The 17,188-nt window shown below is 37.7% G+C and carries 13 protein-coding genes and 1 pseudogene; all 14 read left to right on the forward strand.

Annotation, left to right across the window (positions count from 1 at the left end):
• A pseudogene (locus AC1VS3_RS00490) lies at nt 1-684 on the forward strand (DGQHR domain-containing protein); the annotation flags it as partial.
• 24 nt (nt 685-708) lie between these two features.
• Nucleotides 709-1,599: a DNA adenine methylase gene (locus AC1VS3_RS00495; RefSeq protein WP_213540209.1), complete on the forward strand. Its 891-nt coding sequence runs from the start codon at nt 709-711 to the stop codon at nt 1,597-1,599.
• A gap of 269 nt (nt 1,600-1,868) precedes the next feature.
• The gene (locus AC1VS3_RS00500) at nt 1,869-2,276 is read left to right on the forward strand and encodes an SIR2 family protein (RefSeq protein ID WP_008689391.1); all 408 of its coding nucleotides are present in this window, start codon (nt 1,869-1,871) and stop codon (nt 2,274-2,276) included.
• A gap of 495 nt (nt 2,277-2,771) precedes the next feature.
• Nucleotides 2,772-3,443: an ankyrin repeat domain-containing protein gene (locus AC1VS3_RS00505; protein ID WP_008689388.1), complete on the forward strand. Its 672-nt coding sequence runs from the start codon at nt 2,772-2,774 to the stop codon at nt 3,441-3,443.
• 12 nt (nt 3,444-3,455) lie between these two features.
• Nucleotides 3,456-5,546, forward strand: a complete 2,091-nt coding sequence (fusA, locus tag AC1VS3_RS00510) for an elongation factor G (RefSeq protein WP_008689387.1) — start codon at nt 3,456-3,458, stop codon at nt 5,544-5,546.
• A 367-nt stretch (nt 5,547-5,913) separates the two neighbouring features.
• A complete protein-coding gene (locus AC1VS3_RS00515) occupies nt 5,914-7,746 on the forward strand; it encodes an ABC transporter ATP-binding protein (RefSeq protein ID WP_481275473.1) in 1,833 nt (610 codons plus the stop codon).
• Nucleotides 7,697-9,523 (forward strand): ABC transporter ATP-binding protein, encoded by a 1,827-nt coding sequence (locus tag AC1VS3_RS00520; protein WP_008689385.1) that lies wholly within the window; start codon nt 7,697-7,699, stop codon nt 9,521-9,523. The genes AC1VS3_RS00515 and AC1VS3_RS00520 overlap by 50 nt, the downstream gene beginning before the upstream one ends.
• Nucleotides 9,524-9,615: 92 nt before the next feature.
• Nucleotides 9,616-10,755 carry an ArsR/SmtB family transcription factor gene (locus tag AC1VS3_RS00525; RefSeq protein WP_270373374.1) on the forward strand — a complete coding sequence of 380 codons (1,140 nt, stop codon included), beginning with the start codon at nt 9,616-9,618 and terminating at the stop codon, nt 10,753-10,755.
• A 31-nt stretch (nt 10,756-10,786) separates the two neighbouring features.
• Nucleotides 10,787-11,914 (forward strand): N-acetylglucosamine-6-phosphate deacetylase, encoded by a 1,128-nt coding sequence (gene nagA / locus AC1VS3_RS00530; protein ID WP_331866797.1) that lies wholly within the window; start codon nt 10,787-10,789, stop codon nt 11,912-11,914.
• Between the two features lie 89 nt (nt 11,915-12,003).
• Nucleotides 12,004-12,969 (forward strand): P1 family peptidase, encoded by a 966-nt coding sequence (locus AC1VS3_RS00535; protein ID WP_331866796.1) that lies wholly within the window; start codon nt 12,004-12,006, stop codon nt 12,967-12,969.
• Nucleotides 12,970-13,365: 396 nt separating this feature from the next.
• Nucleotides 13,366-14,004 carry an ECF transporter S component gene (locus tag AC1VS3_RS00540; protein ID WP_008689378.1) on the forward strand — a complete coding sequence of 213 codons (639 nt, stop codon included), beginning with the start codon at nt 13,366-13,368 and terminating at the stop codon, nt 14,002-14,004.
• A gap of 263 nt (nt 14,005-14,267) precedes the next feature.
• The gene (locus tag AC1VS3_RS00545; protein ID WP_008689377.1) at nt 14,268-14,999 is read left to right on the forward strand and encodes an ATP-binding cassette domain-containing protein; all 732 of its coding nucleotides are present in this window, start codon (nt 14,268-14,270) and stop codon (nt 14,997-14,999) included.
• Nucleotides 14,977-15,816 carry a hypothetical protein gene (locus tag AC1VS3_RS00550; RefSeq protein WP_017144600.1) on the forward strand — a complete coding sequence of 280 codons (840 nt, stop codon included), beginning with the start codon at nt 14,977-14,979 and terminating at the stop codon, nt 15,814-15,816. Before AC1VS3_RS00545 ends, AC1VS3_RS00550 begins: the two co-directional genes overlap by 23 nt.
• Nucleotides 15,813-17,087: a hypothetical protein gene (locus AC1VS3_RS00555; RefSeq protein ID WP_008689375.1), complete on the forward strand. Its 1,275-nt coding sequence runs from the start codon at nt 15,813-15,815 to the stop codon at nt 17,085-17,087. The genes AC1VS3_RS00550 and AC1VS3_RS00555 overlap by 4 nt, the downstream gene beginning before the upstream one ends.
• Nucleotides 17,088-17,188: the final 101 nt, after the last annotated feature.

Consider the following 17,188-nt stretch of genomic DNA (forward strand, 5'->3'; position numbering starts at 1 on the left):
TTGTCAGACAATCCTAAAAAAATATATTATGAAATAAAAAACTATTTAAAAATAATAGTAGAGTACTGGCTAAACGCGTCTGAACAAGACAAAATAGAGTTAAGCAGTTCATATGGCGCTGGTGGTCCAATTAAAATGTGTAGAACTTTTGAAAGAGAAATTAATAAACACTATGGTTCATTCAATCCGGATGGTCTTGAAAAATATTGGGGTGATAGAAATAAAGAAAATACCAAAGAGGCTCTACTACTTATAGATTCTATTTTACATGATTTGAAAAGAGATGTTAAAAATAGATTAGATGTCTCATTTGGCGAAGATAATATTGAGGCTTATGCTCCTAAAGAGGTAGTATTAAATTTGACCAATAAGGTTACAAATTATAATTATAATAAACCTAAAAGTCAATATAGAGGGGTTTGGGATTTTATCAACTTTAAGGATTTACAGGCTATTTTAATATATGGCACAAATTGGACTGAAGTTTTTGATAAAAAATTTATATTCCCAATAGATAAAAAGGGAAACAAAAAGGAAACTACTCAATGGCTAATTGATTTACACATTATCTCTAATAAAATTGAACATTCATCAACAATCACTCTTGAGAAATTCGAATTTGTAAAAAGTGTTTATATTTGGCTAAAAAATCTTTTAAAAGAAACTAATAAAGTTTATTCTTAAAGTTTATGAAGGATGGGATATATTGTGTTAGATAAAGTATATGGCAGTCCTCTAAGATGGGCTGGATCTAAAAAAAAATTATTAAACGAGATGCTTGTAATGTTTGATCAAGATAAAAAAATTTATGTAGAACCCTTTCTTGGTTCTGGAATCGTGCTAATTAACACTTTAATTTATAATTTATATGACGAATATTATGTTAATGATGTTAATGAAAACATTGTGAATTTTTTTCTTGATTTAAAAAGTAATTTTGATAAATTATGCAATAAAATTGAACACATGGTTTTTGATTATAATAAATTATTAAGCAATGAATCTAAAGCATTATTCTTTTATGATAAGAGAAAGCAATTTAATGAAAATAGAATATCGCCTATAACAAGAAGTGCTATATTTTGGTTTCTAATGAAGACAGGATATAATGGAGTTTATAGAATAAATTCACATAAAAAATTTAATGTACCATTTGGAAAAAAATATAAATTATATTTTGATAAAGAATTTTTCCTTAAATTATCAATGGAGATCCAAAAAGTTAATTTTTATTGTGAGGATTATCAAAAATTTTTATTAGATATAAAACAAGCTAAAGATATTGATCAATGCTTTATCTATTGTGATCCACCATATATACCTGAAACTAAATCTACAAAAAATCAGATATTATATACTGCCGAAAGATTTGAACATAAAAATTTTCTTTGCTTTCTAGAAAAAAATTTTCTCAAGGAATGCTCCGTTATGGTATCAATGTCAAAGTCTAAAAACTCTACTGAATTATATAAAAATTATTTTAAATATTGTTTGAAGGTCAATGATATAATAAGAAAAGTTAACCCTAATAAAAATTTAAATTCTGTTGAAGAAGGATATTTAAATTATGTATATAAGGATATGCAGCAAGATTCTTAAGTTGAATTTTTCAAATACTATTTAATCTATCAAAAAATAATTATTCTTTATACTTTCATTAGTTAAATAAATAACTTAATATGTATATCTAATTTGATGTAAAAACAGTATAATCTCTTAAAATATCATAACTATTTTGTTATTTATAAGTCGCTTCCAAGTCCGCAAGGCAACCAAATCGCTTATCCTAGATTTTCTGCTTTTCATAAAGAACTAAAAATGTGGAAAATCAACCTACTGTGAAAGTAAATTGAGATATTCTAGAAGATATGTCACCTGATGAAATAGATTTGGATGATATCATTTTCTCTGAGGAGGAATATCACAAGGTATACAATGATCCCTTCAATTGGTCGAATATGAAACAAGTCAATGCGCTGCGTGAGAATATATGTTTATTTATCGGATGTTCATTGTCTGATCCTAATATGCGAAGATTATTGGATATCGTCCATAGTAAATCAGCTACCAGACATTTTGCCATCATGAAAAAAGAAAATATTCAGTTACCACCTTCAATTGAAAAAGGTCAAAGATCGTATCAGTTATATGAGAATTTTCATTTACATAATCGGAATGATTATTTCAATAGTTTGGGAATTAACGTTATTTGGGTGGATGATTTTGATGAAATACCAGAAGTTTTGCGTAACATAAAAAATCATTATGAAAGATAACATGCGATATCAGAAAAGAGAATACACAGAATCCTGTAAAAATTATATTTGGTTTTGTTAGCATTAAACTTTTCATTATCCTCCTGTATCATCTTTCTTTACTTATTGCATCATATCCTTCCATCTTCATTCGCATATGTCGAAACTATAGCAATTCTGTCAATAAAAAGATAGCAAAATGGCAAATTCGGCAGATAACTGGAAAGATTGGCATAAGGGAAAATGAAAGAATTTTCAACATGTAAAAAAAGACAAAAACCTTAATGAAATCGCTTGCAAAAAACATAAAATCGTATACAATATAACTATACTAGAAGTGAAGGAAGGAGCGTGAGTCACATGGTTAGAGAACAAGGTGTAGACAAAGCGCTCAAGGACGTACCTGTAGCAAGCAGGTATGTTTCAACATGGCATAAAATGGATGTAAAGTAATCGTGCTTTATGTCCGTTTTTTTATTCACTTACGATTCCATAGAATAAAAGGAGGAACTTAAAATGGATCAGAAATTCAACAAAGCATTTTGGGATGCATGTGCAAACGGTGACTTCGCAACCGTATGTGCAGAAATTAAAAAAGGTGCAGACATCAACTATCAAAACGGTGATGGCAGAACTGCACTGATGCGTGCATCAAAACGTGATTATAAGGACATTGTCCGTGTGCTGCTAGACAATGGCGCTGATGTAAACCTAGAAGATAATAAAGGAAAAACCGCCATTATGGGCGCATCGAAAAAAGGAAATAAAACCATTTGTAAGAAACTGATCGAAGCAGGAGCTGATGTAAACAAAGCCGATGATCGTGGCAGAACTGCTCTCATGCGCGCAGCTTTTCTAGGTCATGATCGCTGTGTGGAAGTATTATTAGATGCTGGCGCTAATATCAATGCCCAGGATGAAGTAGGAAGAACAGCATTGATGGAAGCATGCGTTGCCTTCAAAAAAGAAGTAATTCGCTTATTAGTTACCAGAGGTGCTGATGTTAATTTATGTGACAATAATGGTTGTACAGCACTGATGCGTGCTGCATATGGTGGCTATGTCAGCCTGGTAGAAGACTTATTAGCAAACGGTGCGGATAAAGATTTAATCGACAAAGAAGGCCATAAAGCTGTTCACTATGTTCGTGAAGACTGCTTAGCTCAGCTTAAGCCGATCCTGAAGTAGGAGGATGACGGTATGAAAGACTATTTATCAAGCGAAGTTCGCAACGTTGTCGTTCTTGGACATACCGGCGTTGGTAAAACTGCTGTATTAGAAAGCATGCTGTACTTTACCAAAGCAAGTGATCGTTTTGGTGTTACCAGCGAAGGAAGTTCCTTAATCGATTATGACCCTGAAGAAATTAAACGAGGATTAAGTGTTTATGCATCCTTAGTACCAATTGAATGGAAAGACTGTAAGATCAACTTTATTGACACACCAGGCTATATTGACTTCATTCGTGGTGCTGAGGCAGGTATTGCGGTAGGCGACAGTGCCTTGATCGTCGTGGATGCCAAAGATGCCGTACAGCCAGGTACACAGCGTGCTTGGGAAGCAGCGCAGAAGCATGGTATTCCAACCATCTTCTTCGTAAATAAACTAGATGAAGAAAACGCATCCTTTGATACTGCCTATGCAGCTTTGCGTGATGCTTTCGGTAAGGCAGTCATCCCATTTGAAGTACCAATCATGGAAAATGGTAAGACGATTGGTTCCATCAACATCTTAAGAGATAAAGCTTGGTATTTTGAAGGACCATTAGCTGATCCTGAAAAAGCGCAGCCGGTACCAGATGATATGAAGGATATCGTTGCCGAATATAAGAATCAGATCGCTGAAGCAATCGCCATGAGCGATGATGAATTGATGGAAAAATATTTCAGTGGTGAAGAATTCAGTGAAGCAGAATTGACGCGTGGTGTACGCTTAGGTGTACGCAATGGCGAAATCCGTCCGGTATATAGCGGCAGTGCTACCCATACCGTAGGTATTGAACGTTTGATGGATCTGATTGTAAAATACTTCCCAACCTATGGTGAACATGGCAGTATCGTTGTAACGGATTCTGAAACACAAGAACCGGTTGAACTGGAAACAAATGAAAAAGAATCCTTATGCGCACAGGTTTTCAAAACGATTGTCGATCCATTTGTTGGCCGTATTTCCTATATTAAGGTATTAAGCGGTGTGATGAGCAGTGATTCTGCTGTATACAATGCGACCAAAGAAAAACCAGAGAAGATCAGTACCATCTTCATTGTCAAAGGAAAGCATCAAACGGCTGTTGGTAAGCTGTTTACTGGTGATATCGGTGCAGTTGTAAAACTGCAATATACACAGACCAATGATACACTGTGTGAAAAAGGTAAACATTATCTGGCTGATCCAATTGTTTTCTCAGAACCAATGTTAGCTATGGCTGTCTTCCCTAAATCAAAGAACGATGAGGATAAGATGAGCAATGCGTTAGCACGTATGGTAGAAGAAGATCCAACCTTGCGTTTGGAAAACAATAAAGAAACGAAACAGACAATCCTGTATGGTATTGGTGATCAGCATATTGATGTTGTTTTAAATAAGCTGCAGGCGAAATATAAAGTAGAAGTACGCTTAGAAACACCAAAGGTACCTTATCGCGAAACGATTCGTAAAAAAGCAACCGGAGAAGGACGTCATAAGAAACAGTCCGGTGGTCATGGACAGTTTGGCCATGTCTTTGTCGATTATGAACCAAATCCGGATTCTGAAGAAATGGTGTTTGAAGAAAAGGTATTTGGTGGAGCAGTGCCTCGCCAATACTTCCCGGCAGTTGAAACTGGCTTACGTGAATGCATGGAGCATGGTATTTTGGCTGGCTTCAAGGTTGTCAATGTCAAAGCGACACTGTTTGATGGTAAGTATCATGATGTCGATTCCAGTGAAATGGCATTTAAACTGGCAGCCCGCTTATCGTATAAAGCTGGTATGGCACAGGCAAATCCAATCCTGTTAGAGCCTATCGTAGATATTACCGTACGTGTACCGGATGAATTTACCGGAACGATCATCGGTGATTTCAACAAACGTCGCGGAGCTATCATGGGTATGGATATGGTTGATGGTTATCAAGAAATCTCTGCACAAGTTCCACTGGCAGAAGTACAGAAATATCCAATCGAGTTGCGTGCTATGACGCAGGGCAGAGGCTCATATGTACAGAAATTCAATCGCTATGATCCGGTTCCCGCAAACTTAGCGGAAGGTATCATCGCTCAGCATAAGAAAGAGGAAGAAGACGAAAAATAAAAAGATTTTAAATTTCAAGTATCTGTATAATGAAGAGTGTATTTGATGCTAAGTCAAAGCACTCTTTTTGTATGTGAATCTACTTTGATAGTGATAGATACTCTTGTTTCTGAATGGTTAGATATGGATGAAGGAGGCTGCCTTTTTTAAGCTGGATAATATTTCTTTCCTTCAAACAGACATAACGAAAAGTGTAGAAATAACGACAGATGTTTTCAGTCCCTTTTACAAGAAATGACCATAGATTTATTTTATATCATCATGCAGATAAAAATTCATAGACGTATCACCTTGACAAATGTTCGATGTAAAACTATAATAATGTCAAGATAGTTCGATATATAACGAACAATAAAGGGGAGATTCTATGAAAGTGATACTACGTGCTACGAAAGAAACGATGCAGCATATTGCGAAATATCGGCGTTCTTTATTCGTCATGATCATCTTTATTTGGATAACCGGTGTATTAGCTCCGTTTCTACAAGTTGTCTTACCGTCACTGTTTTTATATTTGATAGAAACACAGCAATCTTTTGCGACACTTATGGTTTATGCAGGTGGAATTTCGCTGTTAGTGGCAGTTTTAGATAGTGCGCATAACTATTTGATGCAAACCTATGATCCTAAGATGTATGTGATTAAATGTAAGCTGACATTGCGGTTATATGAAAAAGCGATGCATGTACCTTATGCGCAGGTGGAAGATATGGAGTATCGGCAGCTTTTAAATCGGGCACAGACAAATGGCATTGACAACAGTGGCGTTGGATTTGAGCACTTTGTCAGAAATGGAATGGAGTTATTGATTGCAGTTACCGGCTTTTTTCTATATGCCATTGTATTTGGTTCCATGCAATTATGGCTTTGTGCTTTGGTTGTCACATTATCTTTATTAAGTATTTGGTTTATGAGCAAGGCGCAGGCCTATGAGCATGTGCGAAAGCAAGATTATGCGAAGGCAGATCAACAGCTCCAGTATTATCATCATGAAGTAAAATTGCCTGGAAATGGAAAGGATATTCGTATCTTTCATTTACAAGATTGGCTGCTTGCTAAGATTCGTTATTTTCAAAAGTGTCGTGTAGAAGTGTTACAGGAAGTAGAACGTAAATATTTATGGGCGAAATGGGGTAGTACCTTTTTATCAGCTGCCCGTAATCTGATTGTATTTGCTTTCTTCCTCCATGAATTAGTGAATGGGATGTCAGTATCCGTATTTGTATTTTATACAAGTGCCGCTGCTGCATTTTCTGGGTGGATCAGCAAGATCGTGAATTTCTATAATGAAACAAGACGCGGTGCTTTGGGAATCGTTGATTATGATACGTATATGGATTTACCGATTGAAGAAGAAGGCGCAACATTGACCGTGCCTGATGAGGATCTGGAAATTGTATTTGATCATGTGTCTTTCCGCTATCCGCAAGCCGAAAAGGATACGTTAACAGATATCAATTTTACGGTTCATAAAAAAGAAAAGATTGGTATCGTGGGTAGTAATGGAGCCGGTAAAACAACCTTAATAAAATTATTATGTGGTTTATATACACCGACATCCGGGCGTATTCTCATTAATGGAATCGATATTAAAAAGTTTGCGAAAGAAGATTTATTTACCCATATTGCAGCCGTCTTCCAAGATTCCTGTGCGATGGCGTATTCGGTTAAGAAAAATGTAGCATGTAAAACAAAGGATACCATTGATATGGATCTAGTTTGGGATTGTTTAGAGCGTTGTGAATTAAAAACGAAAGTGGAGCAGCTGCCATTACAAGAGGACACATATATTTCTAATCAAATCAGTGAGAATGGTGTGCTATTTAGTGGTGGAGAGCAACAGAAATTATTGATGGCGAGAGCTTTATATCGCAAGGCAAATCTGTTAATTCTTGATGAGCCTAGTGCGGCTTTGGATGCTTTGGCGGAAGCAGCATTATATGAAAATTATGAACGTGCAGCGAAAGCGTGTACTTCGATCTTTATCTCGCATCGTTTGGCATCTACACGTTTTGCGAATCGTATCCTTTTATTTGATCAAGGACAGTTGAAAGAAATGGGAACTCATGAAACACTGCTGCAGCAAAATGGCTTATATGCCAGAATGTTTGAGGCACAGGCAAGTTACTATCAGGAAGGAGGGATGAAACATGAAAGCACAACTACAAGAAGCGTGGACGATCTTGCGCTTGATTCATAAACAACGTCCGTATGTTATATTTTATGGTTTTAGTGCTTCCTTGTTAAAAACCCTTACTGCCTATCTTCCGTTATGGTTTACTTCGATTCTCATCAATCTTTTCCTAGCAAAAACGGATACACAATCTTTATTTCTAAGCGTACTGCTATTCGCATGCTGTATGCTTTTAAGTGAAGGCGGTCAATATGTTTTAGAATATCGTTTAAATATCGCGGTGAAGGAATTAGAGCTTGGGTTAGAAAAGAATATCAGTGAAAAGGCGATGTATCTCTCTTATGACAAATTAGAGGATAAAGATACTTTGGATTTAATTGAAAAAGCAAAGGCCGGATTTATGCAGAATGGTGGTATCCAAGTCATGATGGCTCAATTTTCTGCCTTGCTGGAAATTTGTTGTACGATAGTCATATCTTTTGGCTTATTGCTTTATTTGCTGAGTTGCCATGGTACCAACAAGGAGGGCATTCTAGGGTTCATGGATACTTTTTGGGCAGGTCTTGTTCTCCTGATGTTATTATGTGGCTATGCTTTGTTTGGTAAGTATCTATCAAAGGAGTTTTCCAAAGCAGGGATGAAGTTCTTTGATCAAAATGCCAAGTTAAGCCGAGAAAACAATTATTATAGCAGCGAAGTTGCTTTGAATCAGAAGATGGCGAAGGATGTCCGCTTGTTTCAGATGCAGGATACCGTATTAGAGGAAATGGCACAGCGCCAACAGAATTCTTTGAAATATTTTACGATCTTCAACCATCGCATTGCCATGCTTTTTTCCGAAAGTGTTTTCCTGGGAAATATGATGAATGGTTTCTTCTACATGTTTGTTATTTTAAAGGTATATGTAAAATCAATACCAGTTGGTGATTTTGTGACTTATGCCGGTACAATAACGAAATTGAATGATGCTATCTCGACATTTCCTATTATTTATACCGATTTAATGATGTTGTTCCATTATATGTCTTATTATAATACCTTCTTACAGCTGGCAGATCAAAAAGAGGACAGTGATGAAATTAGTTTACAAGAAGATTCTGTGATTACGTTTGATCATGTGACTTATGCATACCCCGGCAGTAATCAGCCGGCATTGCATGATGTTAGCTTGACTTTAGAACCTCATAAAAAAACGGCAATCGTCGGTTTGAATGGGGCGGGAAAAACGACACTGATTAAGTTGTTGTGTGGTTTATATGAGCCTAGTGAGGGAACGATTCGCATTGATGGTAAGCCGGTAACAGCAAAACAATTAAGTGCTTTGCAGAATAAATTCGGTGTCGTCTTTCAGGATTTTGCATTATTTGCGGGAACATTAAAAGAAAATATCACCTGTACTCCTAATGAGAAGGATGAGGCAATTCGCGATGTATTGAATCGCAGTGGTTTTGCAAAACGTTTGGCAACCTTACCTGACGATATTCATACGATGTTAGGTGTGCAGGAAAATGGCATTCAGTTATCCGGAGGAGAAGCCCAAAAGGTTGCCATTGCAAGAGCGTTGTATGCCGATCGGCCTTGGATCATCCTTGATGAACCTACGGCGGCTTTAGATCCGCTTTCCGAAATTGAAATATATACACATCTGAATGAATTAATTCAAAATAAATCGGCTATTTATATTTCCCATCGCATGAGCAGCTGTCAATTTTGTGATGATATCCTTGTATTTGAACATGGGAATCTTATTCAGCGTGGAAGTCATGCACAACTTTTACAACAAGATGGATTGTATCAACAATTATGGACGGCACAAGCAGCATATTTTCAAGAAGCATCTTAATATTAGGAAAAATGTTTACGGAGAAGTTTGTACTTCTCCTTTCTTTTATGAGATAATAAAAAAAAGAAAATATTTCAGGAGATGATTTTATTATGACTACGGTAACAGTTGCCTCTCTTCATCCGGTATATGAATGTATGAATTTTTTAGAACGCAACTATCGCAAACAGGAAGAGGTCTATGGCGTAGTAGCCTATGATGCGCTATATGAAAGCCTTTCGAAAAAACATTTGTTTGATGAAAAACAGCTGCGCAAGAAAATAAAGGCGGCGATGGCATTACAAAAGAAAGTAATCAAGGCCGTGAAAATAACGCAGGAAGAACAGGATTTTTATTTTTCTCAATTTGAAAGCTATGAATGCTCGATTGCGAAAGATCTCTGTTATGCGTATATTGATTATAAAACAACTGATCTTACCATGTTGCGTGAACAAGCATTATCCCTAATGGATGCCTATGGACATCGGCCGTTTCAGATGATTTGTTGCAGCGATGATATTACTTTGGAAAATCCAGAGGCTTTTGAAGAAGATTTTGATTTTATCGGCTATTTACGAAAACGTCAAGATCTAAGCAGTGATGATAAATGGAGAATGATTGAAGTATCCGCAGATGTACGTTATCATTTCCTGCATTTACTGGAACTTATGGAACCGGGAATTCGCATCCTGCAGGATGAAATCGAGAAATATCAGGATATTCTTACGGCATTTCAAGACTATGTGCAGACTACCGTAAAGAAAGAACAGGCCTTAGGACATCCGATTGCGATACAGACATTTTGTTATGATGCATATTTTACGCAAGATCAAAGGCAAGAAGATATCACGATCATTCCCAGCATTGCCGAATTAAATGCCATTGGCTGGTTAAAACGTTCTTTGATTGAAGCTGATAGCAGCATTTACATAATCGGAGTTTTAATGGATGATTCATATCATCGTGATAAACATTTAAGTGCTAAGGAAGATTTATTACAGGGATTAAAAATATTATCGGATAACAGCAAGTTTGAGATATTGAAAGAGTTAAGGAAGCACACAATGTATGGACAAGAAATAGCAGATAAATTAAAGCTGTCAAAAGCGACGGTATCGCATCATATGAATGCTTTAAGTTCGGCGAATTTTATCACGATACGTGAAGAGAAGAAAAAAATATATTATACGATGAATGAAGATTATATACGCAACATGTTAAGCCGCATAGAAGAAGAACTGCTGGGTAAATAAGCAGCTATAACTTATAAAAAAGGAGAACACGATGAAAACCTGTATTTATAATGGAATACTCATGGATGGCATTCATAAAACACAACCGGGTGCCCTCATCATCGAAGATGGACGCATACAATCAATTACGACAGATACCAAAAGTTTACCAAGTTATGATATTATGCTGGATGCAAAAGGTCAATATATTTGTCCGGGACTTATTGATACTCATACTCATGGCATCAGCGGTTATGATTTTAATAATATGGAAGGGTTGTCTTTAAGTGAAATTGCTAAATGTGAAGCTGAAGAAGGGGTTACCGGCTTTCTAGCGAGCTTAGTTTGTGAAACGCATGGGGATATGAAACAGTTACTTACCTATTATGAAAAACAAGAAGTGGATGGCTTTTTCGGTATTCACTTGGAAGGTCCTTATCTAAATCGCCAGCAAAAAGCCGTGATGAAGGAAGAATGTCTGCGCGATCCCATGCTGGAGGAATTTAAAGAATACTTGCGCATTTCTTCAAAAATTAAATCAATGACAATTGCCCCGGAATTACCTGATGCTATGGAACTTATACGCTATGGTACCGCCCATGGTGTTGTCATGATGTTGGGACATAGCAGTGGTACGGCCCAAGATGTGCTAGCGGCTGAAAAAGCAGGTGCAAAAGGCATTACTCATTTATATAATGCAATGAGTCAGCATGCGCATCGTGCTCCCGGTGTGGTCACCGGAGCGGTGTTATCCAAGCTTATGTGTGAGCTGATTGTAGATGGCGTGCATGTGCATCCGGATGTCGTACAGGCAACCTATAAGATGATTGGGGCTGAGCGTATTGTCTTAATAAGCGACGCAAATCCTTGCAAGCAGCTTCCCAAAGGCGAATATCTTTTCTCCGGCAAACATGTTTTGGTAGATAAAGATAAGGCCATTGTGAAAGAAAGTGGACGCATTGCCGGAAGTACTTTACGTTTGTGTGATGCTCTGCGTAATATGTGCGCATATTGCGGTTGTCAAAAGGAAGTGGCAATTGCCATGGCAAGTGCTCATCCGGCAGCTCTTTATGGCTGGAAAAAGGGACGTTTAGAAGTAGGTTATGATGCGGATATCATGATCATGGATGAGCAATTTCAAATTCATCAAGTGCTTCGCCAAGGAATTCAGATCCAATAATAGTCTGTTTTAGTAAGTGTTTCAACATCAATTAAAAAATATAAGCGAAACTTTTTATCCAACATCTTATTGAAAAGGAGGAAACATATATGAAAGAAATCAGTATGACGGATATCAAAGGAATTCAGATTGGACAGGCAGAGGATGAAAAAGCAGGTACCGGATGTACCGTAATCCTATGCAAAGAAGGTGCCACAGCTGGTGTTGATGTGCGTGGAGGAGGTCCGGCTACCAGAGAAACTGACTTATTAAATCCCATCAATATGGTACAGCAGATTCATGCTGTCATGTTGAGTGGAGGCAGTGCTTTTGGCTTAGATGCCGCCAGTGGTGCTATGCAATATTTAGAGGAACAAGGCTGTGGCTTTGATATGCAGGTGGCACATGTGCCTATAGTATGTGGTGCAGCCTTATTTGATTTGTCTGTAGGAGATGCACATGTTAGACCGGATAAACAGATGGGCTATCAAGCGTGTGTGAATAGTGAATCGCTTCCTTTTCAAGAGGGAAATCATGGAGCCGGAACCGGTGCCAGTGTCGGTAAGCTTTTAGGCTTTGATAAAGCGATGAAAAGTGGTATTGGTATGTATGGACTCCAGAGTGGGGATGTGCAGGTAGCAGCGGTTACTGCCGTCAATGCTTGTGGCAATGTTGTGGATTATCAGACAAATGAACAATTGGCCGGTGTGTATCTAAAAGAGCTGCAGAAAATGATGAGCTATGAGGAAGCATTGGCGCAGATGGAGAATTTGCGTAAGCTGCAAGATGGCAATACGACGATTGCCTGCGTGGTGACAAATGCGAAGTTGGATAAAGCACAATGTACCAAAATTGCCGGTATTGCGCATAATGGTTATGCTCGCGCGATTCATCCAGTCCACACGATGAGTGATGGAGATACGATTTTTGTGCTTAGCACAAATGAGGTGGAAATCATGCCGGATGTAGTAGGCATCTTAGCAACTGAGGTAATTGCGATATCTATACGCAATGCTGTTTTGCATGCCGAAGGAGCCTATGGGTTACCGGCACACAAAGATATCGTAAAAGAATAGAAGATAAGCAACAGTTTGTATGGAAGCAAAGGATACAAACTGTTTTTTTTATTGATCATCATATAAGAATATCCAAATGCACTGCTCATCCATGTAAAAGTCATTGATACGATTTTTCTTTTATGCTTTTTTGATAGAGCTATTCTTACCATGATTTCTACCGCAACTGTATACGAATCAAAGAAATTATTGTGTATGCACGCTTCACGAAATCGCTTACATGACAAAATTTGGAAGATAAGCATTGTAAATCACAACAACTACGCCTATAATATCTTTGTTATCTGCTGAAAGAAGATGTTTTATGACGATCCAATGACGTCAACAAAATGGGACAACAACAGATAATACCTGAAAAACACTCGTATCCATAAGGAACGAAAGTAGGAGGAAAACATGAAAAATCATAAGACACAGTACATGGCGTTCATGGCAATGTTTTTAGCCATTGAAATTGCCCTCGTATTGACACCGCTGGGTTATATCCAGCTGGGCATCATCAGCGCAACGACGATGCATATTCCGGTCATCATTGCCGGTATCACCTTAGGCAAAAAAGCCGGTGCACAATTAGGCTTTGTCTTTGGCTTAACGAGTATGTTAAATGCAACCTTTCGCCCATTACCGACATCCTTTGTCTTTACCCCTTTTATCACCTTTGGAGGAATGAGCGGAAATTGGACAAGTTTGATAATTGCCTTTGTGCCTAGAATATTATTAGGTTATTTGGCAGGACTGGTATATGAACAATTACAGAAAAAGCAGGTCAATAATAATGTCAGCATCATTGCCGGTGCTTTAACTGGTACTATCACGAATACCGTATTGGTGCTTGGTGGTATTTATCTGTTCTTTGGTGCTCAATATGCACAAGTCGCAGGTGTGGCTTATCAGGCATTGCTTGGCGTCTTGTTTGGCGTTGTGACAACGAATGGCATTGCGGAAGCAATTCTTGGTGCTATCTGCTGTTTGGTTGTTTGTAAAGCAGTTGCCCCAGCAACCCGCAAATTTAAACTAGCGGATTCTTCCATATAAAAGATCTAAATAAAGTTAAAGAAGTATATAAAGATATATGAGAGCCTTGTCCCAGGCTCTTTTTTCATTGTTAAAACATAAAGAGAGGATGGCGAATACATGATGTTATATGACACTTTTCATAAGCACGCTGGTTCATCCATCGTTGATTAATAGAAATATAACCGGAATCTTAGCGGTTTTTCTTTCAATGATAAAGTAACATAAACGTATATGACATGTTATAATAAATGCATGAAAAACATTAGAAATGAGGGGATCCTATGCTGAAAATTGCGCATTTGATGGTAAAACGACATCATAAGACCATCATCCATGATTTAAATGTAGAAATACCACCGGCCTCATGTACCCTTTTTTGTGGAGATGACACAAGTGGTGTAAAAGAGCTGCTGGCTTGTCTGGCAGGTATACAAGAGTATCAAAGTGGTCAAATTCTGTGGGAAGAGCAACCGTTACAAAAGATGGATGTTGCTTATGCCTCAGGAAACGGCAGTGTTTTCATTGAACAAACGATACTTGCATATGGGAAGTTTCTGGCGCAATTTTATCCTGCGTTTTCTTTAACAATCTATCAACAGCTATTGCACACTTGTCATTTGGATGCTGCGAAACGTATATATCGTTTACAAAGAGATGAAAGAGCAATACTGGAAATCATTGCCGCTTATGCCACACAATGTCCGCTGATGATCTTAGATGATGTGGTATCTTCTTTGTCCTTAAAGAAATGGCAATTTTTATGGCAAGAATGTCTTACCCTTGGTCATGTACCGACCTTACTATTAGGATGTAAAGAAGAGCATGAAGCTAAAGCAATGGCGGATAACATTTTTTATCTGCAAGATGGGCAATTGCTAGTCCAACCTTTGGCAAAAGAAACTATGACTGAAGAAATGGCAAAGCATGAAGATATACAAGAAAAAAATATACAGGAACCAAGCGGACGCTTATTTGATGAGAAAGGCTGGGATGACGATGAAACAGATTGGTAAACAGCTGCGCCAATGTGCGTATATCATGCAAGAAGAATTGCTGCATCATGCGATCTTTGTATTTCCGCTAGTCGTGCTTGTCGTGTTGGCTCATCTTGTACAGGCGTTTACCTATCATGGTGCCCTCTTGCCCTTCCATGTCGTATATTATCAGCAATTTCTTTTTTGGAAGCTTGATATCCTGGTGGGAGTGCTTTTATTAAGTTACCTGCTTTTTTCACAGCTATGGCGGCAAAAGCAACATCGTCTTTTTCGTTATGAGCTGCTGCCTGCGCCTTCCTATGTCAGTGTGATCGGAAGACTTTTTGCCATCGTTTTTCTCTTGCTTTCCTATTGCTTTATTATTGATCTGCTTTATCTTGCGACGTATCAAATCATGGCAGGACAACTTACACAAACAATGACTTCGGCAGGGTTGTTTCGCTCCATTCTGCATGCATATTATCTTCATACGATATTGCCTATAACATGGGAACAATTCCTGCTTCTTTTCTTACTATGTGTTATCTTTGCTTTCTTTAATGTTACCCTAGCGAAGGCATGGAAACATCCCCTATCTCATGGTATCTATTTTTTGATACTGTTTGCTGTCATTTTCCTACTATTTGGCTGGTATCGTTTAAGTCATTTATCGACTTCTATTATTGACTTTCTCCAGACGCATCCATCGCTGCAAGAACCGATTGAGCAGGTGCTGCAATTTATGCAAATTCCTTATCTTTTGGATGGTATTTTGTTGATTGCAGGAAGTGTTGCGATATTCAACTATTGGCTGATACAGCATCGTCTGCAGAAAAGAAGGGAGAAGGGACTATGAAAAAATATACCTTGCTGTTGTTACCGATGATCATGCTTTGTTTCTTTGTGCTGTATCTTGGAATATCCCAACAACGTGATGATTTGCAATTTTACATTCAAACGGATCATGGCGACAGTTCCGTTTTAGATACATTAGGTTATGAATTTAAGATACAGGAAGGTTATGCACAATGGCTTGTCAAAGGGAAAGGCAAGCAAACAAAGGCGACCTATCTCGGTAAGCAAAAGGAAAATAGTGATCCTAATGAAATCTATGTGCTGGCAGAACCAATGGCAGATGATGCCTCTATGCAAGACATTGCGGCATTATGTGATGCAGACAGCAATCAGGAGCAAATCGGATGTTACTTTGCTAAAAAAGAAGAGGAAGTCCGTTATCGTCTGACGATCGATCATATTGATGAAGCGCATACGATGAATGTTATCGCGCTTCCTGATGATATGAAACAAACCTTAACTATCATGCGAAAAGATAAGAAGAAAATACCGGTGCTGTATGTAAAAGATGCTGAAAATCAGTACAGCATCCATGAGCTGGGAGACGAAGGCACTTACGATATATTTTTCAATTATGCACATCAGCCAATTCGCCAGGCGAATAAGAAAGATTACTATTTTTTCATCAGTGAAGCCTATCTCATGAGCGATTTATCTAAGCAGGGCTATGTCTGTAAAGAAGATATCGGCGGTATTTATCATGTGGATGAAAAAGGGGAAGTAAAACGTATTACAGCGATGAAGATAGGTGAAGAAGATCCTTATTTTATGAGCATTCAAGAACATCAGCTCACCTGCTTTATCCGTCGTAACGATCACGATTATCTTGTTTCTTATGATTTTGCAGGTAAGAAATTAAAAGAAATGGAATTGCCTGAGGTAGCCATGGTACAAAGATTTATTACGTTGGCAAATGATGAATTGCTTGTGTCGTTCTTAAAAACCGATGGTGGAGAGGTTGTAAAGGTATATGATAAGCAGCTGCATCAGATTGATGAAATTCCACTTATTCAGGAATTGAGTGATAATATTCATTGTATCTATCATGACAAGATCCTTTATACCATGGAAGAAAACGGAAACAATGGTCTTAAAATTGTGGTTTATGATGCACAACAAACGTTGTATGAAGGGTATTTGCTAATGAAAAATGATGCCGTCTCTTTGTATGATCAAATTTATCAAAAAGAAAATTATGAGGAGCTTGCTACGCGTATGAATGTTTCAGGCATGTGGCAATTTGATGTGAAATTATATATAGCAGATAACTAAGCGTTGCAAAGATTCGTTGGTTTTATCCCTTTGGGAATTTTTATGAAAAAACATTGACGGTCGAAAAGAAACCAGTATACTAAAATAAGAAAGAAGTGATG

The organism is Longicatena sp. (assembly GCF_982403165.1).